The organism is Pseudomonas sp. W15Feb34 (assembly GCF_023127765.1).
Classification (GTDB): Bacteria; Pseudomonadota; Gammaproteobacteria; order Pseudomonadales; family Pseudomonadaceae; genus Aquipseudomonas; species Aquipseudomonas synxantha_A.
In genome coordinates this window covers 263406-283508 of record NZ_SPKN01000009.1, presented here as the reverse complement: position 1 = coordinate 283508, position 20103 = coordinate 263406, and the positions used below count along the sequence as shown (strand labels likewise).

Here is a 20103-nt window from a genome sequence, read left to right as displayed (position 1 = left end):
AGGTCACACAGATGGACATGCAATCCCGAATTCGCCAGCTTTTCCAGGCCAGCATCGACACCAAGCAACAGGCGATGGACGTACTTGCACCGCACATCGAGCAAGCCAGTCAGGTCATGGTCAACGCCTTGCTCAACGAAGGCAAAATGCTTTCGTGCGGCAACGGTGGTTCGGCTGGCGATGCCCAGCATTTCTCTTCCGAGCTGCTCAACCGCTTCGAGCGCGAGCGCCCGAGCCTGCCGGCCATTGCCTTGACCACCGACTCGTCGACAATCACTTCGATTGCCAACGACTACAGCTACAACGAAATCTTCTCCAAGCAGATCCGCGCCCTCGGCCAGCCGGGCGATGTGTTGCTGGCGATTTCCACCAGCGGCAACTCGGCGAATATTATTCAAGCGATCCAGGCCGCACATGATCGTGAAATGATTGTCGTAGCCTTGACCGGTCGGGATGGTGGCGGCATGGCTTCGCTGCTGCTGCCTGAGGACGTGGAGATTCGCGTCCCGGCCAATGTCACTGCACGCATTCAGGAAGTCCACCTGCTGGCGATCCACTGCCTGTGCGATCTGATCGACAGCCAACTGTTCGGGAGTGAAGAATGACCGTTAACCGCCTCAGCCTTTTGGCCATTACGCTGTGCCTCGCCATCAGCGGCTGCAGCTCGGCAATCACCGCTACACGGGACACCCCCATCCAGGACGACCGTGGCACACGTACTTTCGGCAGCACCATCGATGATTCGCTGATCGAAACCAAGGTCAAGGTCAATGTCGCCAAGGCCGCCACAGACCTGGGCAACGGCGCCTCGCGCATCGTGGTGACCAGCTTCAACGGCGTCGTCCTGCTGGCAGGGCAAACCCCGCGCGCCGACCTCAAGGCCCAGGCTGAACAAGCCGCTGCGGGCGTGCAACGAGTCAAGAAGGTCCACAACGAATTGCAGGTCATGGACCCGATCACCCTGCTGGCCATCAGCAACGATGCGCTGCTGACCACCAAGATCAAGGCGCAGATGCTCACCGACAGCGCGGTGCCGGGCTCGCGCATCAAGATCGTTACCGATAATGGCATCGTCTACATGATGGGCCTGCTGACCCAGGCCGAAGCGACCCGCGCGGCGAACCTGGTGCAGGGCGTGTCGGGCGTACAGAAGATCGTGAAGGTGTTCGAATACATCGACTGATGTAGACACACAGCCACAAAAAAGGGCGCCGTGCATTGACTGCACGGCGCCCTTTTTAGTGCCTAGCGTTTACTGGTATTGCTGGTACGGATTGCCTTGGAACTGGTTGTTCTGCTGTGGCGCCTGCTGCTGACCAGGCTGGCCGTATTGCTGGCCAGGGATCGGGCCGAGGTTGACCTCGACACGACGGTTCTGGGCGCGGCCATTTACGTCGGCGTTGCTGGCAATCGGGTTATCCGGGCCGGCACCGCGTGCGCTCAGGTTGGCACCGTTGACACCTTGGGAGGTCAGGTAGTTGGCCACGCTCTGCGCACGGCGCTGGGACAGGTCCATGTTCAACTGGCGGCTGCCGGTGCTGTCGGTGTAGCCGACGATCTGAATGGTGTTCTGGTTGAACTGCTTGAGGGAGTTGGCCAGGTTGTTCAGCGGCTGGTAGAAGCTGCTGGAGATCGCATCGGAGTTGGTGGCGAAGGTGATGTTGCCCGGCATGATCAGCTTGATCTGGTCACCCTGGCGCTGCACTTCCACACCGGTGTTGGCCATGCTTTCACGCAGTTTTTTCTCCTGCTGGTCGGCGTAGTAGCCATAGCCGGCAGCACCGGCACCTGCAACGACGGCGCCAATCAGCGCGCCCTTGCCACGGTTGTTATGGTCGATGGCAGCACCGGCCAATGCACCGGCCAGCGCGCCGAGGCCGCCGTACTTGGCGGTCTTGCTCATACCGCTTTCAGAACCATTGCCGGCCTGTCCCTGGCTGCCGTCATAAGGATTAGGCGAGGCACAGCCAGACAACAGGGCTACGGCGGTAGCGACAACAAGCAGACGACGCGGAGTAAACATGAAGGGAGCTCCTACTTTTGCATTCTGTGATGCAGAGGACATTGGCAATGGACCTGTGCCGAGTTTGGAACGCGACAAGCGGCAAAAATTCCGTGGGTACGCAAAGCATAGCTGTCTTTGGCTCGAGCCTGTGCCTGCGTGTCTGTACCGACTTGTATCAGAGCCGACAACCCATCACGCACGCACGAAAGGGTTCTCTCGCATCTCATCGCCCAGCAACGTATCCGGCCCATGCCCTGTCACCACTGTCGCGCGCTCATCCAGCGTGTATAAGCGCTGCTTGATCGACCTCACGATCATCGCCTGGTCGCCACCCCACAAATCCGTGCGCCCGACGCCGCGCCGGAACAAGGTGTCACCGGCAATCAGCAGCTTGGCATCGGCAAACCAGAAGCTCATCGAACCCGGCGTATGCCCAGGGGTGTGCAAGGCAACGCCACATCCACAGGCCAATTCTTCATCGTGTTCCAGCCAGCGATCCGGCGACGGCACGGGCACATAGGGCACGCGAAACATCTGGCATTGCATTTCCAGGTTGTCCCATAGAAATTGATCATCTTTGTGCAGGTGCAGGGTGGCTCCGGTTTTTTCCTTCAATTGGCCAGAGGCCAGGAAGTGATCCAGGTGAGCATGGGTGTGGATAATGCTCACCACCTTCAGACCCAACGCATCAAGACGCGCCAGGATCAATTCGTGATTGCCGCCGGGGTCGACTACGATGGCTTTTTTAGTGATCGGGTCGCCAATGATGGTGCAGTTGCACTGCAACGGGCCGACGGGGAAGGTTTCGCGAATCAGTGGTGGTTTTTCGGTAGTCATGAGTGTCCTGCAAGCTCTCTGGCGCGTTCCAAGTGCAGTATGGTGGAGGTTGCCCCCACTCTGGAAGGGATCGATTCGGCGGTGTATCCACTGCTAAGCTACACAAGCGCCATCCCCCGCTGCAGTCAGTCGCATTTGGAGCAACACCCATGGCGAATCAACAGATCATCTGCGAGCACTGCGACTGCGTGTACGAAAAGGTCACGCTCGCCAAACATCAAAAAGCCCTGTGTGTGCGGTGCTCGGGTGTGCTGCAGCGCTATAACGGCCTGTCGGTGCAACAACGCCTCGCGCTGACGGTGACCGCAGCAGTGCTGTGGACCTTTGCCAACTTTTATCCGGTGATGAGCATCAGCCTGCAGGGCTTGAAAAACAGTGCGACGCTGTGGGATTCGGTGGTGGCGCTGAGCCTGGGGCCGATCACGTTCATTGCGTTGGTGGCGGCGATCTCCATCATCATCGCGCCGGTGTTTCAGCTGGTCTTGCTGATCTGGGTTTTGAGTTTTGCCTTGGCCGGCCAGCGTTCGCCGGCGTTCAAACTGTGCATGCGCTGGCTGGAAGCGCTCAGGCCCTGGAGTATGCTGGAAGTCTGCCTGCTGGGCGCCATGGTTGCCGTGTTCAAACTGGCGGGTATGCTGGATGTGATCCCCGGTACCGGCCTGTTTGCCCTGGCCGCCCTCAGCCTGTTGCTGATCCGCATTGCCGGGCGCGATGTCCGCGACCTGTGGGACACCGTATGAATTCACCGCCCACCGCCCGCGAGCTCAACCTGTGCCTGTGCCATACCTGCGGCCAGGCCTGCGACATGCGCCTGGAGCCCACTGAATGCGAGCGCTGCGGCGCGCCCTTGCACCGGCGCAAAACTCAATCGCTGACACGCACCTGGGCCTACATGCTCACCGCCCTCGCCTTTTACATACCGGCCAATTTGCTGCCGGTGATGAACACCACCATGCTCGGCTCCGGCGCAGACAGCACCATCATGAGCGGCGTGCTGGAGTTCTGGCAGCATGGCGCCTGGGACATTGCCCTGATCATTTTCATCGCCAGCATTGCCGTGCCGGGCATCAAGTTCCTGTCACTGGGGTTGCTGCTGATCACCGTGCAGCGCAACAGCCAGTGGGCGCGCAAGGAACGCTCAAAGCTGTTTCGGTTTATCGAGCTGATCGGCTATTGGTCGATGCTGGACGTCATCGTGGTCGCACTGGTGGCCGCGCTGGTTAAGTTTCAAGCCCTGGGCACGATCGAACCGCGCCTGGGCATTCTGTTTTTTGGCTTGGTGGTGGTATTTACCATGCTCGCGGCCATGAGTTTTGATCCCCGGCTAATCTGGGAAAACCCACATAACGAGGAGACCTCGGATGAGCGCATCCAAGGCTGACACCCCTGCGGGGCAACCCGCGATCAAGACGCGTCGCTTCAGTGTCTCGCTGGTCTGGATCGTGCCGATTGTCGCCGTGCTGGTGGGGATCTCGCTGGTGATTCACAGCGTCATGCAACAAGGGCCGACCATCGTCCTCAACTTCAAGACCGGCAGCGGGCTGGTCGCCAACAAGACCGAGGTCAAATACCGCAACGTGGTGATCGGCCAAGTGACCGCCGTGGCCTTGAGTGGTGACCAGAAAAGTGTCAACGCCACCATCGAGCTATCCAAACAGGCCGAAAGCTTCACCCGCGAGGACTCTAAATTCTGGGTGGTGCGCCCACGTATCGGCGCAGGCGGCGTATCCGGTATCGACACGCTGCTGTCCGGCGACTACATCGGCGCGGATATCGGCCAGTCCGAAACCCGCGCCAAACATTTCACCGGCCTGGAAAACCCGCCCCCCATCACCTATGGCGAGCCTGGCAAGCGTTTCACCCTGCACACGCAGACGCTGGGTTCTCTGGACATCGGCTCGCCGGTCTATTACCGCAAAATCCCGGTAGGCCAGGTGGTGGCTTATGAGTTGGACAGCGAAGGCAAGGGCGTGAACGTCGAAGTCTTCATACACGCGCCCAATGATGGGTATGTCACCGAGAACACGCGGTTCTGGAATGCCAGCGGTGTCGATCTGAGCGTCGGTGCCAATGGCTTTGCGCTGAAGACCGAATCGGTGTCGTCCATGCTGATGGGCGGGATCTCCTTCCAGGCCCCACCCTACAACCCCAACGACAAGCCGGCTGAGGAAAATCGCGGCTTTGAATTGTTCGAAGACCAGCAAAGCGCCCTCGCCCCGCCCAATGGCAAGGGGCAATACATGGTCCTGCGCTTTGATCAGGCCCTGCGTGGGCTGAAAGTCGACGCACCGGTGGAGTTCCTCGGCGTCGAGTTCGGCAAGGTGGTGTCGATCAATCTGGATTTCGATGCGAAGAAACGCAGCTTCCCGGTCAATGTCGGCATCGTGATCTACCCGCAACTGCTCGGCGCGGCCCATACCAAGCTGCTCAAGGCCATGAACAACAACCCTGACGATGAGGCGGCCGGCGTGCGCCTGATCGGCAGCTTCATTGAAAACGGCCTGCGCGCTCAGGCCCGCAGCGGTAACCTGCTGACCGGCCAGTTGTACATCGCCCTGGACTTCTACCCCAAGGCCGAGAAAGTGGCGTTCGATCCGAACCAGCGCCCCGTGGGCATTCCCACCATCCCGGGCAACCTGGAACAACTGCAGGAGAAGTTCGAAGGTATCGTCAACAAGCTCAGCCAACTGCCGGTCGAGCGGATTGCCGGCAACCTCGACGCCAGCCTGGTCGAACTGCGCAAGGGCCTGGCGCAATTCAACGCCAAGACACTGCCGAGTGTGCAGACGACACTGGCCGACGTGAGCAAGACCCTGCAATCGGCCAGCTCAACCCTGGCAGAAGACTCACCCCAGCGTGAACAACTGACCCAGACCCTGGATGAACTGGCACGCATGTCGCGCTCCTTGCGCGAGCTGTCCGATTACCTGGGCCGGCATCCGGAGTCGCTGATTCGCGGTCGTCCTGATAACGCCGCGCCGAACGACCTGCAAGGGCCACCCCGCAAATGACCATTGGAGCCGCCATGACGTCGCCGTTGAAGATCACACTGCTGACCACGATGCTGTTGCTCGCGGCCTGTCGCAGTGACCCCATCGCCTTCCACACCCTGACCCCGGCACATGCGAGCAACAGCTCACGCGCAGATGCCGGTGGTGTACGGATTGAAAGCCTCAGCGTGCCGCCCCAGGTCGACCGCGCGCAGATAGTGGTGCGCCAGGGTGACAGTGGGTTGGCGATTCTTGAAACCCAGTGGTGGGCCGCCAGCCTCGCTGACGAACTCAGGAGCGCGTTGGTGGATCAATTGGCCAATAGCGATCCACGCCACGCTGTGGCCCTGCGCCTTGAAGTGCAACGCTTTGACTCGGTCCCCGGGCAGTACGCGCTGCTCGACGTGCGCTGGCGCCTGCGCCAGATCAATGGCGACCGCCCAGCCCTGACTTGTCGCAGCACCTTGCAGTCACCCGCGGGGCCAGGCATCGACGATCTGGTGGTGGCGCATCAGAACAACCTCAAGCGGTTCGCGGCACTGATCAATCAAACCATCGGCACGTCACTCAAAGGCTGCCCTGCCACGCCATAAACCGCGCTGGGCTCAGACCAGCAAGCCCATGGCCTTGGCTCGCGCCACTGCCTGGGTTCGGCGCTCCACGCCGAGCTTGCTGTTGATATGGCTGGCGTGGGTCTTGACGGTGTGCAAGGAAATAAACAGCTGGTTGCTGATTTCCTGGTTTGAACAGCCTTGGGCAATCAGTCGCAGCACCGCCAGCTCTCGCGTACTCAGGGTTTCTTGATGAGCTGGGGCCTGGACCACGCTGACTTGGGGCAGCAGCGCCAGCAAGCTCTGGTTCAGCAGACCATGGGGATCTTTGCCCAACTGCTCACGCATCCAGTCCGGGTAGCCCTCCAGCAACCGCTGGAACGGCTGCAACGCGCCGCCCGAGCCGGCTTCAAGTGCACGGGCCAATACCTGTCCGGCCTTGGCCTCCTGGCCGCCCGCCAACAGAAGCTGCACCTGCTGGGTCAGCGCCATCAAGGCAATCATCTGTCGCCCACTGTTCTGGGACTGTTGCGCCAATGCTTCCAGACATTGCAACGCGGTGTCGGGCTGATGGCGTATGGCATCGAGCGCGGCTTGTTGCAGTTCGATATGTTGTGGCAGGTGTGGGTGGAACTCCGGCGCGGCAGCGGCGTGCTCGCCGTTGTAGGTCTGCCCCAGCCTGGTCAGCCAGGCGTCCGCCAGCTCGGTACGACCCTGGGCCAGCCATAGCTCGCATTTGATCAACGTAATCATCGCCAGGTAATAGATCGGCGGTACGTCCCAGATGTGCATCAAGCGCTCGGCCTCGGCCAGCTCGGCAAAGGCATTGGAAAACTGGCCGCGCCGCCCTTCAAAGTTGGCGATCACGCAATGCCCGATCAGCACACTGATATCCCGGCAGGCACGGGCTTCGGCCAGGCCGGCGCGCAAACGCACAAGGCCGGCTTCGGGCTGGTAACGCGCCAGCAGCAGGTAACCTTCGTAGAGCGACAACCGCGCACGCACCGCATACAGGCGCTGGGGTGCCAGGCCGTGCAAGCGTTCCAGGCCCTGGCGCACTTCGTCCAGGGAGCGCAGGATTTCGCCGCGTGACTGCAACACCCGCGCCCGGTCGTAATGGGCCAAGGCTTCAAACAACGGATTACCGACGCGCTGCGCCAGCTCCAGGGATTCGCGGTTCAAACCGCGGGCGCGCCACAGGTCGGCATCGACAATTGCCAGGTTGGACAGGGTCGACAGGCACATCAGGCGCTGGCCGTAGCGCTTTTGCGGCAGGCTCTCCAGTGCCTCGTTGCAATAGCGCAGGGTCAATTCGCGATCCCCGCGCCCACGGGCGATGATCCCGCTCAACGCCAGCCATTGGGCCAACATGGACCTTTGCGCGGTCGCCGAGGGTGCCGGCAGGAAGCGACTGAGGTAGCTGGAAAGCTCCTGGGCCGCGTCCAATTGGCACGCCAGCCCCAATGCCCAGCTGTAGAGCACGATCAAGCGCGGCGTGCTGATCAGCAGGCTGTCGGGCAAGTCCATCTTCCAGCGCAGCAACATGCCAACATTCTGCTCTGCCAACAGTTGCTCTTCGGACAGGTTCTGGACCAGGTTCGCCGCCACGTCCAGATGGCCGGCCCGCAGCGCCTGCTCTACTGCCTCGTCGATCAAACCCTGGGCGTTGAACCAGCGGCAGGCGCGCAAGTGCAAGCTGGCAGGCGGCAATGTGGTGCTCTTCTCGCGGCGGGTACGCAGCAGGTCGGAAAACAAATGGTGATAGCGGTACCAGTGGCCCTGTTCATCCAGCGGCACCAGGAAAACCTGATGGGCCTGCAAATAATTCAGGATTTCGGCGCTGTCATGGGCTTCGCGGACCGCGTCGCACAACTCGCTGCAAAAACGCTCCTGGGGAGCAGTGTCGTACAGGAACGCTTGCACGTCGGCAGGCAGGCAGTCGATGACTTCTTCAAGCAGGTAATCACGAATCAGCCCTTCGCCACCGTGAAGGCGTTGGGGCAAGCCCCCCTCATTGCCGCCGGCTTCGGACGCCGCCAATAGCCAGAAGCGCAGGCCGGCGACCCATCCCTCGCTGCGGCGGATCAGGTTTTCCAACGCTTCTCCGCCTAACGCGCTGCTGTGCCCATCCAGCACGGCCAGGGATTCGTCGTGAGTCAGGCGCAGGTCTTGTTCATGCAGCTCCAGCAGATGCCGCGACAAACGCAGGCGCGCCAGGTGCCAGTCCGGACGCTGCCGGCTGGTGACCAGTACCAACAGACCGTCGGGCAAATGATTGAGGAAAAATTGCAGGCAACGATCCAGCACCGGGCCCTGGGCCAGGTGGTAGTCATCCAGCACCAGCAATAGCGGTGAACGCGTGGACAGATGCTCCGCCAGCTCATCGAGCAGGCCGTCCAGCCATTCTTCAAAGGCAAAGGGTTGATGACGCTGACGCATTTTCAGCAAACCCAGGGACTGGGCGCCCAACTGCGGAAAATAGTGCTGCAAGCCGTCGAGCAATCGCTCCAGGAAGCGGCCGGGGTCATTGTCCCGTGGGCTCAGGCCCAGCCACAGACTTTGCCAGTGGGCCGGCAGGCCCTGGCAGAACTCCACCGCCAACGAACTCTTGCCGAACCCCGCCGGTGCGCAGACCAGCAACAATCGCCCGTCCAGGCCCGCGTTCAACCGTTGGCACAGGCGCGGGCGCAGCACGTAGCCGTCAGGCAATGGGGGCCTGTAGAAGCGGCCTTCCAGGGTTGGCATCACCACACTGGCAGGCCCTTGGATTCGGGACAGATCAGTCATCGCCGGGCTCTTGTAGAAGGCTGTTGTCGGCATTGCAGATGTCCGCAGACTAGCGGTAAAAGCGGCGGGATTGTAGATCTTTGCAACAATTGGCTGAAAAAGAACTGCGACAAGAAATATCCCTACAAACAGCACACACAAAAAGTGGGAGGGGGCTTGCTCCCGATGGCAGTAGATCAGTCAGAATTTTAATCGACTGTCAGACCGCCATCGGGGCAAGCCCCCTCCCACAGGGGTGCAATAGTGTTGGTTAGCGAACACCGTCCTGGCGCAGGGCCGCTGGGGTGAAGTCGCTGGTGGTGGCGGTGAAGCCGAAGTCATAAGCCTGTTTCTCTTCGTTCTTCATGCCCAGGGCCAGGTAGCGGCCGGACTGCAGGTCGTACAGGGTTTCCAGGGCGTACCACGGCACTTGCTTGTCGTAGTAGTTCTCGGCATGGGCTTCGGCAACGCGCCACAGTTGGCCACGGCCATCGTAGTGGTCGATCACCGCCGCTTGCCAGGTGTCTTCGTCGATGAAGAAGTCACGCTTGGCGTAGATGTGGCGCTGGCCTTCCTTCAAGGTGGCGACCACGTGCCACACGCGGCGCAGCTCGTAGCGCGCCAGGTCCTGGTTGATGTGGCCGGCCTTGATGATGTCGGCGTACTTGAGCTTCGGATCGTCGATCTTGTAGCTGTTGGAGGCGATGTAGATTTCTTTCTTGCCTTCCAGCTTCCAGTCGTAGCGATCCGGCGCACCGTTGTACATGTCGAGGTTGTCGGAGGTGCGCAGGCCATCGGCAGCAGTACCCGGCCCGTCATAGGACACTTGCGGGGCCCGGCGCACACGGCGCTGGCCGGCGTTGTAGACCCACGCCGAACGCGGTTCCTTGACCTGGTCCAGGGTTTCGTGCACCAGCAGTACACCACCGGCCAGACGCGCTGGCGCGGTGACTTGCTGCTTGAAGTAGAACAGGATGTTGCCCGGGTTTTTCGGATCGAAGTCCTTCATCTTGTCGCGGAACACAAACTGATCGCGAAAGTACACCAGGCTGTAGGAACCGTTGGTTTGCGGCGTGGCCTGGGTGACCAGACGGGTTACGCTGCCGCCGCGATAACGGGTGATGTGGTTCCAGATGACTTCAACGCCGGTTTTGGGAATCGGGAACGGCACGGCGGTCTCGAAGTTTTCCAGACCGTTGCCGCCGGACACCAGGTTGGTAGTGGTGGCGTTTTTCTTGATGGCAGCGAACACGTCAGCCGGCACCGTGGCACCGCGATGAGTCGGGTAGACCGGCATCTTGAAGCTGTCCGGGTAACGCTTGAACATCGCGTACTGCCCTGGAGCCAGTTTGTCTTTGTACTGCTCGACGTTCTGCGCGGTGATGGTGAATTGCGGTTGCTCGCTGGCATATGGGTTGGCCAGGAAGCCACGGGCATCCACGGCGCCGGCGTTGGTTGGCAGGGGTGACCATTTGGGGATGGTGCCGGCCGCGTTGCCCGCCATCTCGGCGCCCATCGGGGTCAGGGTAGTACCGAGCTTGGCAGCTTCATCCGCCGAGACTGCCGCCATGACGTTGCTCGCCAGGATCGACAGCCCAAGTACACCGACGTGCAACAGACTTTTAGTTATTTTCATACTCTGGTCTTCCTGAATACATGCCACTTGAAAAGAGTGTGCTTAGAAGTTGGCGCCGAAGCTCAAGGCGACAAAGTCGCGATCATCCACGGTGCTGAACTTGCCACCAAAGAAGTTGGTGTACGCCAGGCTCGCGGTGTAGGTGTTCTGGTATTCGGCATCCAGGCCAAGGCTGACCGCCTTGCGACCCTCTTCAAAGTTGCCGCCGGGACCTGGCGAGTAACCTTTGACGTCATGGGACCAGGCCACGTTGGGCTTGAGGTTCACGCCAGCGAACACGTCCGGGTATTCCCAGATGGCACGGGCACGGTAGCCCCAGGACGTTGCAGTGGTGTAGCCGTCGTTGTTGCAGTTGGTGTTCAGGCCGGCAGCGTTGGGCAGCCCGGCGCCGTTGGCGGTGGAGTTGTTCAGCGCGTTGCAGAACCCACCCGGCAGCGTGCCTGGGCCGAACACCGGATCGCGACCATAGCGAGCCTGGGACTTGCTTTCCAGGCCACCCACATGGGTCACACCGATTTCACCGACCGTGGTCAGGCGACTGGCGCCCATCACCTGGTCGAAGAAGTGTGTAAAGGTGGTCTGGAACTGGGTGACTTCCTTGCGGTTGTAGCCATGCAGGTCTTGGCCCGGCGAGCCCTTGAGCACCGAAGCATTGCCAAACCCAGGGATCGGCGTGACACCGGCAAACAGAATGTCGGTGGTACTCAACTGCACCGGCGCATTCGGCCGATAGCTCAATTCACCACTCCAGGCGGTGCCGGTAGGCAGCGTGGTGGAGAAGCTCAAGCCGTAGAGACGAATATCCTCCGGGTACTCGACGAAGTAGTTCGAACTGCCCGCCACGATCAGTGGACGCAGTGCCCCCAGCGGGCCCAGTGGACGGGTGTAGGCCGCAGACGGTGCACCCTGCGCACTAAAGATCGGCGCACGGCTGTGGTAGTTCATGAAGTAGGCGCCGAACTCGGTGTCCAGCGGTTCGAAGTTGTAATGCATGGCCACACCGAACTGGCCGCTGTCACGCGCATCACGGTCCGGCCCACGGCGCACCAGCACGCCTTCGCTGTTCACGTCCACGCCTAGGGCACCCAGGGTCGGCAGTGCCGCAGCGGGAATGGTCGAGCGCTTGTTCAACACCCGCAGGTTATTGCTGCAACCATCGGAGATCACGTCTGGCTGGGAGAAGAAAGTGCCGCAGTTATCAGTGACGGTCTGGTCCCATTCCAGTTGATAGAACGCTTCGGCCGACAGGTTGTCGGTGAGCGTCTGGGACACGTAGAACATGTTGACCGGAATCAGGCCTTCCTTGATCTCGGCCCCCGGGCGACGAAACGCCGACACGTCGATCGGGTTGATGGAGTTGATGCCGCCGCCGATGAAGGTACTTTCGCCCCAGCTCACGACCTGCTTACCAAAACGCACGGAACCCGGCGCATCGGCAATCGAGTAGTTGTGGTAGACGAACGCATCGAGAATCTGACCGCCAGAAGACTTGGCGCCTTCCTTGCGGTTGTTGTCGCTGATGTCCTTGAACTGACGGCTCTCGTCCTTGAGTTCAAAGTCGTACCAGTACTTGCCGCGCACAAACACGCCGGTGTCGCCGTACTTCAGTTCCAGGTCATGAATACCCTTGAAGATCTTCGAGAACGTCTCGCCGCGCTTGAAGTTCAGGTGACCGTCATCGGAAGTCTGGGACAGGCCCTTGCCGCCATTGTTGGCGCCGATCAGATCACGATTGGGCTTGGCCGTAGACCAGCTCGCACCCACCGAAAGCGAGGAGTCAAAGCTCCCTTCGATTTCACCGATGTTGAAACTGACGCCGAATGCAGGCCCGGCGAGCGTAGAAGCGAGACTGACGGCCAGGGGCAGTCTTGCCCGGCGCCAGAACTGGTTTACTTGGGTCATCGACGCTACTCCATGTGCATATTTTATTGTTATGGCAGTGAGCCCTTTCTTCAGATGTAACGGCCGGGATACAAAGATTCCAATGCCGAACCGCAACCGAGCCTCCCTGGCTCGACGCGCAACATCCGCGAAAAACTCTGAAAGGGACTATAGCCAGAGGGGGGTAGTGCTTGATCCCTCTAAAGTGTGATTTGCATCACCAACCTGTCTGCCACAACCCTTTCGCCACGCCGACGAAGGTCGACGCGGGAAGGATGGCTGAAATTCGGCAAATCACAAGTAGAGGCTTGAGATAGAGCAGCGCCGCGCCCGAAAGGGCGCGGCGAGGGGCGTCAAAGCGTAGACAGGAAGGTGCTGTTGTTGGCCTGCCATTCGATGATGTCGATACGGATACGTTTTTTGTCGAGCTTACCTACGCTGGTCTTGGGAATTTCAGTAACAACGGCGATCTGGCTCGGAATCGCCCACTTGCTCAAATGCCCCAGTTCAACGTAAGGCTTGAGGTGCTCCTTGAGCTCCCGCGCCCCAATCACTTGGCCCTCATGCACCACCAGCAAGGCAAAGGGGCGCTCGCCCCATTGCGGATCGGCGATGCCCACCACCGCTACCTCGCGTACCGCCGGGTGGCGGCTGACCAGGTCTTCGAGGGCCAGGGACGAGATCCATTCCCCACCGGTCTTGATCACATCCTTGATGCGATCACGGATATCGATCACACCAAACGCGTCCAGTGTGGCAACGTCGCCGGTGTGCATCCAGCCGCCGGCCCACAGCTCGGCGCCCTTTTGCGGTTCGTTGTAATAACCCTCGGTCAGCCAGGGCGCGCGCAGTACCAGTTCGCCCTGGGTTTCGCCGTCGGCGGGGAGAAAATTGCCGTCGGTGTCCATGATTGCCGCCTCCACCAGCGGCCCAGGGACACCGGCCTTGATGCGATAGGTGGTGCGTTCGTCTTCGCTGCCGGCCATCAGCTCTTCATTGAGGTGCGCGCACGACACCAGCGGCCCGGTCTCGGACATGCCATACGCGGCGGTCAATTGAATGCCGCGGGCCTTGGCGGCTTCGTACAGCGAGCGGTTGAGCGCGCTGCCGCCAATGACGATTTTCCACCCACCAAAATCCACGCCCTGGGCAGCCTTGGCGTTGAGCACCATTTGCAGGATTGTCGGCACGCAATGGGAGAACGTGACCTTCTCCTTGCGCCACAGCTGCACCAGGTATTCGGGGTCATAACGCCCGGGGTAGACCTGCTTCAAGCCGAGCATGGTCGCCACATATGGCAGGCCCCAGGCGTGTACGTGGAACATCGGAGTGATCGGCATGTATACATCGTTGGTGCCCAACAGACGCACGCTGTCGACGCTGCCCATGATGGTCGCCACGCCAATGGTGTGCAGCACCAATTGGCGATGGGTGAAATACACCCCTTTGGGGTTACCGGTGGTGCCGGTGGTGTAGAAGGTGGTGGCGACGGAGTTTTCGTCGAAGTCCTGGAAGTCGTACTGGGGGCTGGCGGCGGCCAGCAGGGTTTCGTACTCACCGACCAGGTTGGGTAGTTCGGCGGTGTGGGTGTCACCATCGGTAATCAACAGGGTCTTGTCGACGGTGGTGAGCTGCCCGGCAATCGCCTGATAGAGCCCCACGAACTCACTGTTGACCAGCACGAAGCGGTCTTCGGCGTGGTTCATGGTGTAGAGAATCTGTTCCGGCGACAGGCGCACATTGATGGTGTGGATCACCGCGCCGATCATCGGAATGGCGAACATGCATTCCAGGTAACGGTGGCTGTCCCAATCCATCACCGCCACGGTATCACCAGCCTTGACCCCGGCTTCGGTCAGCACATTGGCCAGGCGCGCAACGCGCTCGATCAGCGTCGGGTAGGTGTAGCGCAGCTTGTCGCGGTAGATGATTTCCCGGGTCTTCTCGTAGCGAGTCCCGGACATCAACAGGCGCTTGATCAGCAGCGGGTATTGGTACGCACCTTCGGCGGGCGGGATAACACGGGTCTGCAACATACGAATCCCTTTAATGACTGCACGGTCTTGACTTGAAGACCTGCACTGTAGAGGGCTTATGTTTCAACCAAATCAGCCAAAGGAATGATTTGCGGAACTCAGCAAATGCTAGCTTTGCGCCAGTATCTGCAGCTTATGGAAGACCACTGTGGGAGGGGGCTTGCTCCCTCCCACATTTGAGCTGTGTACCCTTGAGAAAATTGATTACTTCATGCTGGTAAACGCCAACTTCACCCCAATGGCGATCAACACCGCGCCCATGGTCCGATCAAACCAATGCCCCATGCGCGCAAAGCCGGCGCGTACACGCTGCTGACTGAACAACATGGCCACCAGGCAGAACCACACCGCCGTCGCCACCGCCAGGTACACGCCATAACCCGCTTGTACCGCCAGTGGCGTATGCGGGTTGATCACCACGGTGAACAGCGAGAGGAAGAACAGCGTCGCCTTGGGGTTCAAGCCATTGGTCACAAAGCCTGCGGTAAATGCACCGCGTGGGGTGCGCTCGCCCGCTTCGCGGTGCAACTCGCCTTCGGCAGCAGGCTTGGCCGGCTGGGCGCGCAGGGCCTTGAAGCCGATATACAGCAGGTACGCCGCTGCGGCCCATTTGAGCGCATTGAACAACACGATGGACTGGGACACGATCAAACCGATCCCCAGCAACGAGTAACCCACATGCACGAAAATCGCCGTGCCAACGCCCAGGGCCGTCCAGGTGCCGGCGCGGCGTCCGTGGGTCACGCTCTCACGGACCACCACGGCGAAATCCGGGCCAGGGCTGGCCACCGCCAACAAGTGAATCAAGGCTACGGTCAAAAACTCGGCGACGTACATGCTCACTCCATTAAGTAACTGATTATTTCATCTGATAGGCTCGGAAGATTACGCCTTCGAACCTCGTCGCAAAAGGTACAGTTGATCATGAACAATCGCCGCGCCGTCTTCCTCGACCACCCTTCACTGGACTTGGGCGACCTCGACCTCAGCGGTTTGCGCGACTGCTTCAGCCAGTTGCAGCTGTTTGAGCAGACCACGCCACAGAATGTGGTGGAACGCTTGCAGGGCGCTCAAGTCGCGATCAGCAACAAAATCCCGCTCACGGCGCAAACCCTGGCGGCGTGCCCCGAGCTCAAGCTGATCCTGGTTTCAGCCACCGGCACCAACAATATCGACCTCGAAGCCGCCCGCGCCCACGGCATCACCGTGAGCAACTGCCAGGGTTACGGCACGCCGTCGGTGGCCCAGCACACGATCATGCTGCTGCTCAACCTCGCCACGCGCTTGAAGGACTACCAACAGGATGTGGCCGCCGGCAAATGGCAGCAGGCCAGGCAGTTCTGTCTGCTGGACCATCCAATTGTCGAGCTGGAAGGCAAAACCCTCGGCCTGCTCGGCCATGGCGAACTGGGCAGCGCGGTGGCGCGCCTGGCCGAAGCCTTCGGCATGCGCGTGGTACTCGGCGCGATTCCCGGGCGCCCTGCCCGCTCCGACCGCGTGCCACTGGATCAACTGCTGGCCCAGGTCGATGCGCTGACCTTGCATTGCCCGCTTAATGAACACACCCGCGACTTTATCGGCGCCCGTGAACTGGCGCTGCTCAAGCCCGGCGCGTTTATCGTCAACACCGCCCGTGGTGGCTTGATCAACGAACAGGCCTTGGCGGACGCGTTGCGCAGTGGTCATCTGGGCGGCGCGGCGACCGACGTGTTGAGTGTGGAGCCGCCGATCAATGGCAACCCGCTGCTGGCCGGCGATATTCCTCGGTTGATTGTCACGCCCCACAATGCCTGGGGCAGTCGCGAAGCGCGGCAACGCATCGTCGGCCAATTGACGGAAAACGCCCGAGGCTTTTTCAGCGGTGCCCCGCTGCGCGTCGTCAGTTGATAAACTGCGCCCCTTTTCAAGGAGCAGACCATGGATCCGCGCAGTGAAGTACTGCTTCGTCAGGCCGAACTTTTTCAAGGCAACCTGCTGCTGGTAGGTTTGCCTGCCGACGATTTGCTTGGGCGCTTGCCCAACGCCCATGGCTGGTGCTGGCACGCCGGCGACCAGGCCGCGCTTGATGCACGGTTTCCCGAGCGCAGCCAGTTCGGGGTGAATGTGCCCGAGCGTGCCTTCGATGCCGCGGTGATCTTCCTGCCCAAGTCCAAGGACCTCACCGACTACCTGCTCAACGCCGTGGCCGCTCGCCTGCCTGGCGCCGAGCTGTTTCTGGTGGGTGAGAAAAAAGGCGGTATCGAAAGCGCTGCCAAGCAGATGACCCCCTTCGGCAAGCCGCGCAAGCTGGATAACGCGCGGCATTGCCAGCTATGGCAAGTCACCGTCGCCAACGCCCCGCAAGCGGTCGAACTGGAGAGCCTGGCACAGGTCTTCGATGTACTACTGGCCGAAGGCCCGCTGAAGGTGGTGAGCTTGCCGGGAGTGTTCAGCCATGGCCGCCTGGACCGCGGCACCGAGTTGCTGCTGGAGCACCTGGACAAGCTGCCCAGCGGGCATCTGCTCGATTTCGGTTGCGGCGCCGGGGTACTGGGGGCTGCGGTCAAGCGTCGCTACCCGCATAACACCGTGACAATGCTGGATGTGGATGCCTTCGCAGCTGCCAGCAGTCGGCTGACGTTGGCGGCGAACGGCCTGGAAGCCGAGGTACTGACCGGGGATGGAATCGATGCCGCGCCAATGGGGCTAAACGCGATTTTGAGCAACCCGCCGTTCCATGTCGGGGTGCATACCGATTACTTCGCCACGGAAAACCTGCTGCGAAAAGCAGCCAAACATCTGGCAAAAGGTGGCGAACTGCGCTTGGTTGCCAACAGCTTCCTGAAGTATCAGCCGCTGATCGAAGAGCATCTGGGTATCTGCGCAATCAAGGCCGAAGGCAATGGTTTTCGCATCTACCGAGCCAAGCGCCCCTGACGGGCGTTTGAAAAAGAACGCTTGCCGAATGGATTTTGCCTAGGCAGAATCCGCAGCGTCCTAGGGGAGTAGTCTCCCACGAGCCCATGCTCGTCCGGCATACGTCAACATACTTGGTCAGCAGACCATGGCGTATGCGACCCAGGAGTCCGCACAGACGGACCGGGGTTTGACAAGACCTATGACACGCACACCTTACCCGGGGCGGGAAGGCTGTACGTGTCATAGCCGTGTCGACCCGCCCCTGGAAACTACCTGATGCTGGATTCACTACTCGTTCCTACCGCAATCGTTGCCTTGGCCGAAATCGGCGACAAGACGCAGTTACTCGCGCTCATTCTTGCTGCCCGCTTTCGCAAACCCTGGCCGATCATTGCCGGCATTGTCGCCGCAACCCTGGCCAACCATGCGGCCGCCGGTGCCGTGGGCGCCTGGTTCGGGAGTTTCTTCTCGGATGCGGTGCTGCACTGGATCCTCGCGGCGAGCTTCTGTGCCACGGCACTCTGGACCCTGGTGCCAGACAAACTCGATGATGACGAAGCCAGTACCACCCGCAAGTTCGGGCCATTTCTGACCACGCTGATTGCGTTCTTCCTTGCGGAAATCGGTGACAAGACCCAGATCGCCACGGTGATGCTGGCAGCGCAGTATCCGGAGTTGTGGCTGGTGATTATCGGCACCACGCTGGGCATGTTGATTGCCAACGTACCGGTGGTTCTGGCGGGGAATTTCGCGGCGGAGAAACTGCCGCTGACCTTGATTCGTCGATTGGCGGCCACAGCGTTCTTTGTACTGGCGATTGTGGCGGTCTACAAAGCCATGCAAAGCAGTGGCTGGATCTAAGACTGCAACCCGATCTATTGTGGGAGGGGCGGTGCGCCCCTCCCACATTTGGATCGTTATCAAGCCTCAGGATTTCTTGGCCTGCTGGTACAGCGGCATTACCTTCGGAATCGCTGCCTGCAACGAAGCAATCCGGCTGTCGGAAGCTGGGTGAGTACTCATGAATTCCGGCGGCGCGCCTTCGGAAGCCTTGGCCATTTTGTTCCACAAGGTGATCGCGGCGTTCGGGTTGTAGCCGGCACGCGCCGAAAGCTCCAGGCCGATCAGGTCGGCTTCGTTTTCGTTGCTGCGGCTGTTGGGCAAGGTCATGCCATAGTTGGCCACGGTATCGGCCAGTGCCAGGCTGTCCTGGCCGAGACCGAATATTGCACCAGCGCCCTGCTTGGCCATTTCAATACCGTACGCCTTGGACATCGCTTCACGACCGTGCTCACGCAGGGCGTGGGCGATTTCATGGCCCATCACCGCAGCCAACTCGTCATCGGTGAGCTTGAGGTTGTCGATCAGCGCGCTGTACACCAGGATCTTGCCGCCAGGCCCGCAGTTGGCGTTCATCTCGTCGCTTTTGATCAGGTTCACTTCCCAGTTCCACTGGGCGGCATCTGCGCGAAAGGTCGGCGCCTGGGCGATCAGGCGCTTGGCGATGGCCTGCACACGCTTGGCGTTGGTGCTGGTCTTGTCCAGAACGCCTTTGCCACTGGCTTCACCCAGGGTCTGCTGGTAAGACTGGGCGTACATCTGGTCGACTTCCTGGCTCGACAACATGCTGAACATGTATTGCTTGCGCTCAACCCCAACAGCACCGCCGCTGGTCGTGTTGACCGACTGGCAACCCGCCAGCAACATCGCTGTAACCAAACCGCTTACCGCCAATGACTTCTTCATGAACACGCTCCCTGAAAACATGGCGCGTATCGTAGGCGGTCGTTTGTATTGGCGCCAGATACATCAGACATTTAACCGCTGAATTTCGGACACATCCCACAGTGCAGGCTCAAGCCGGGGTCAGACACTCCGGCCCATTGAGCTTGGGATCATTGACCATATTGGCCAACACGCGCTCACGTAAAGCGCTGGGCTCACCGGCCAGCAACCCCTGCAGCACGTGCAGCGGCGTCTCGGGGTCGAGCCAGGCGGCTTGCCCCGCCGCATCAAGAATCAACGGCCGACGTTGGCTTTGCGCTGCCTGGGTGACCACGGCGGTGCTCAGCCACACCTGCTCCTGCACGGGATACGCTTCCCAGATCGCAGCAAAAAACAGGGTGGAGCCCTCCCCCGGCGTCAACCAATACGGGCGCTTGCGCTGGGTACCGCGCCATTCGTAGAAACCGTTGGCTGGCAACAGGCAGCGGCGCTGGCGGAATGCCTCGCGGAACATCGGTTGCTCGGCGAGCGTTTCGGCGCGGGCATGGGCCGGAGTACGGGAAAGATCCGTCAACCAAGGCGGCGTCAGCCCCCAACGGGCACGCGCCAGGGTGAGCTGGCCTTCGCTCAGGCGCTGGATCAGCACCGAATCATTGGGGGAAATGTTCCACTGGGCCTGCTGGTCGGCGGGGAAGCCGGGCAAGGCAGCAAAGGCAGGGTTCCAGCGAAACAGGGCATAACGTCCACACATGGGGCAACACGACTCTTGGGGTAAACC

General features: G+C 60.7%; 18 protein-coding genes and 1 riboswitch. Of the genes, 9 read left to right on the top strand and 9 right to left on the bottom strand.

Annotated elements, in window-relative coordinates:
- Window positions 1-11: 11 nt before the first annotated feature.
- Window positions 12-605, top strand: coding sequence for a phosphoheptose isomerase (locus E4O97_RS05335; protein ID WP_007904374.1), 594 nt, complete (start codon window positions 12-14; stop codon window positions 603-605).
- Window positions 602-1183, top strand: coding sequence for a BON domain-containing protein (locus E4O97_RS05330; RefSeq protein WP_005784922.1), 582 nt, complete (start codon window positions 602-604; stop codon window positions 1181-1183). The genes E4O97_RS05335 and E4O97_RS05330 overlap by 4 nt, the downstream gene beginning before the upstream one ends.
- A 69-nt stretch (window positions 1184-1252) precedes the next feature.
- On the opposite strand, the gene E4O97_RS05325 is transcribed toward E4O97_RS05330, so the two are convergent.
- Both E4O97_RS05325 and E4O97_RS05320 read right to left on the bottom strand, forming a co-directional pair.
- Window positions 1253-2023: an OmpA family protein gene (locus E4O97_RS05325; protein WP_005784920.1), complete on the bottom strand. Its 771-nt coding sequence runs from the start codon at window positions 2021-2023 to the stop codon at window positions 1253-1255.
- A 174-nt stretch (window positions 2024-2197) separates the two neighbouring features.
- Entirely contained in the window at window positions 2198-2842 is a 645-nt protein-coding gene (locus E4O97_RS05320) for an MBL fold metallo-hydrolase (protein ID WP_248160922.1), read from the bottom strand.
- 149 nt (window positions 2843-2991) lie between these two features.
- On the opposite strand from E4O97_RS05320, the gene E4O97_RS05315 reads away from it, so the two are divergent.
- The 4 genes from E4O97_RS05315 to E4O97_RS05300 are packed head-to-tail and all read left to right on the top strand — an operon-like array spanning window position 2992 to window position 6425.
- On the top strand, window positions 2992-3582 hold the full coding sequence (locus tag E4O97_RS05315) for a paraquat-inducible protein A (protein WP_005784917.1): 591 nt from the start codon (window positions 2992-2994) through the stop codon (window positions 3580-3582).
- Window positions 3579-4223 carry a paraquat-inducible protein A gene (locus E4O97_RS05310; RefSeq protein WP_032877734.1) on the top strand — a complete coding sequence of 215 codons (645 nt, stop codon included), beginning with the start codon at window positions 3579-3581 and terminating at the stop codon, window positions 4221-4223. Before E4O97_RS05315 ends, E4O97_RS05310 begins: the two co-directional genes overlap by 4 nt.
- Window positions 4204-5853 (top strand): MlaD family protein, encoded by a 1650-nt coding sequence (locus tag E4O97_RS05305; RefSeq protein ID WP_248160921.1) that lies wholly within the window; start codon window positions 4204-4206, stop codon window positions 5851-5853. Before E4O97_RS05310 ends, E4O97_RS05305 begins: the two co-directional genes overlap by 20 nt.
- A 14-nt stretch (window positions 5854-5867) precedes the next feature.
- Window positions 5868-6425: a PqiC family protein gene (locus E4O97_RS05300; protein WP_078820305.1), complete on the top strand. Its 558-nt coding sequence runs from the start codon at window positions 5868-5870 to the stop codon at window positions 6423-6425.
- Between the two features lie 12 nt (window positions 6426-6437).
- Here E4O97_RS05300 and E4O97_RS05295 read toward each other — a convergent pair whose 3' ends face one another.
- The 5 genes from E4O97_RS05295 to E4O97_RS05275 form a co-directional block, all read right to left on the bottom strand.
- A complete protein-coding gene (locus tag E4O97_RS05295) occupies window positions 6438-9170 on the bottom strand; it encodes a LuxR C-terminal-related transcriptional regulator (protein WP_078820304.1) in 2733 nt (910 codons plus the stop codon).
- A gap of 250 nt (window positions 9171-9420) precedes the next feature.
- The gene (locus tag E4O97_RS05290; protein WP_005784906.1) at window positions 9421-10785 is read right to left on the bottom strand and encodes a DUF1329 domain-containing protein; all 1365 of its coding nucleotides are present in this window, start codon (window positions 10783-10785) and stop codon (window positions 9421-9423) included.
- A 42-nt stretch (window positions 10786-10827) separates the two neighbouring features.
- A complete protein-coding gene (locus E4O97_RS05285) occupies window positions 10828-12687 on the bottom strand; it encodes a DUF1302 domain-containing protein (protein WP_032877744.1) in 1860 nt (619 codons plus the stop codon).
- Window positions 12688-13019: 332 nt separating this feature from the next.
- Window positions 13020-14702: a fatty acid--CoA ligase gene (locus E4O97_RS05280; protein WP_005784903.1), complete on the bottom strand. Its 1683-nt coding sequence runs from the start codon at window positions 14700-14702 to the stop codon at window positions 13020-13022.
- Between the two features lie 204 nt (window positions 14703-14906).
- On the bottom strand, window positions 14907-15539 hold the full coding sequence (locus E4O97_RS05275) for a LysE family transporter (RefSeq protein ID WP_078820303.1): 633 nt from the start codon (window positions 15537-15539) through the stop codon (window positions 14907-14909).
- A gap of 84 nt (window positions 15540-15623) precedes the next feature.
- On the opposite strand from E4O97_RS05275, the gene E4O97_RS05270 reads away from it, so the two are divergent.
- From E4O97_RS05270 to E4O97_RS05260, 3 genes are all read left to right on the top strand, one after another.
- Window positions 15624-16589 (top strand): 2-hydroxyacid dehydrogenase, encoded by a 966-nt coding sequence (locus tag E4O97_RS05270; protein ID WP_216092222.1) that lies wholly within the window; start codon window positions 15624-15626, stop codon window positions 16587-16589.
- Window positions 16590-16619: 30 nt separating this feature from the next.
- Window positions 16620-17618 (top strand): class I SAM-dependent methyltransferase, encoded by a 999-nt coding sequence (locus tag E4O97_RS05265; protein ID WP_032877748.1) that lies wholly within the window; start codon window positions 16620-16622, stop codon window positions 17616-17618.
- Between the two features lie 51 nt (window positions 17619-17669).
- A riboswitch (yybP-ykoY riboswitch) is annotated at window positions 17670-17788 on the top strand.
- Between the two features lie 88 nt (window positions 17789-17876).
- The gene (locus tag E4O97_RS05260) at window positions 17877-18461 is read left to right on the top strand and encodes a TMEM165/GDT1 family protein (RefSeq protein WP_005784895.1); all 585 of its coding nucleotides are present in this window, start codon (window positions 17877-17879) and stop codon (window positions 18459-18461) included.
- Window positions 18462-18527: 66 nt separating this feature from the next.
- On the opposite strand, the gene E4O97_RS05255 is transcribed toward E4O97_RS05260, so the two are convergent.
- Together E4O97_RS05255 and E4O97_RS05250 are read right to left on the bottom strand one after the other, a co-directional pair.
- Complete coding sequence (locus E4O97_RS05255) at window positions 18528-19346, bottom strand: M48 family metallopeptidase (protein WP_248160920.1); 819 nt, start codon at window positions 19344-19346, stop codon at window positions 18528-18530.
- A gap of 109 nt (window positions 19347-19455) precedes the next feature.
- Window positions 19456-20076, bottom strand: coding sequence for an SOS response-associated peptidase (locus E4O97_RS05250; protein ID WP_005784892.1), 621 nt, complete (start codon window positions 20074-20076; stop codon window positions 19456-19458).
- Window positions 20077-20103 lie beyond the last annotated feature (27 nt).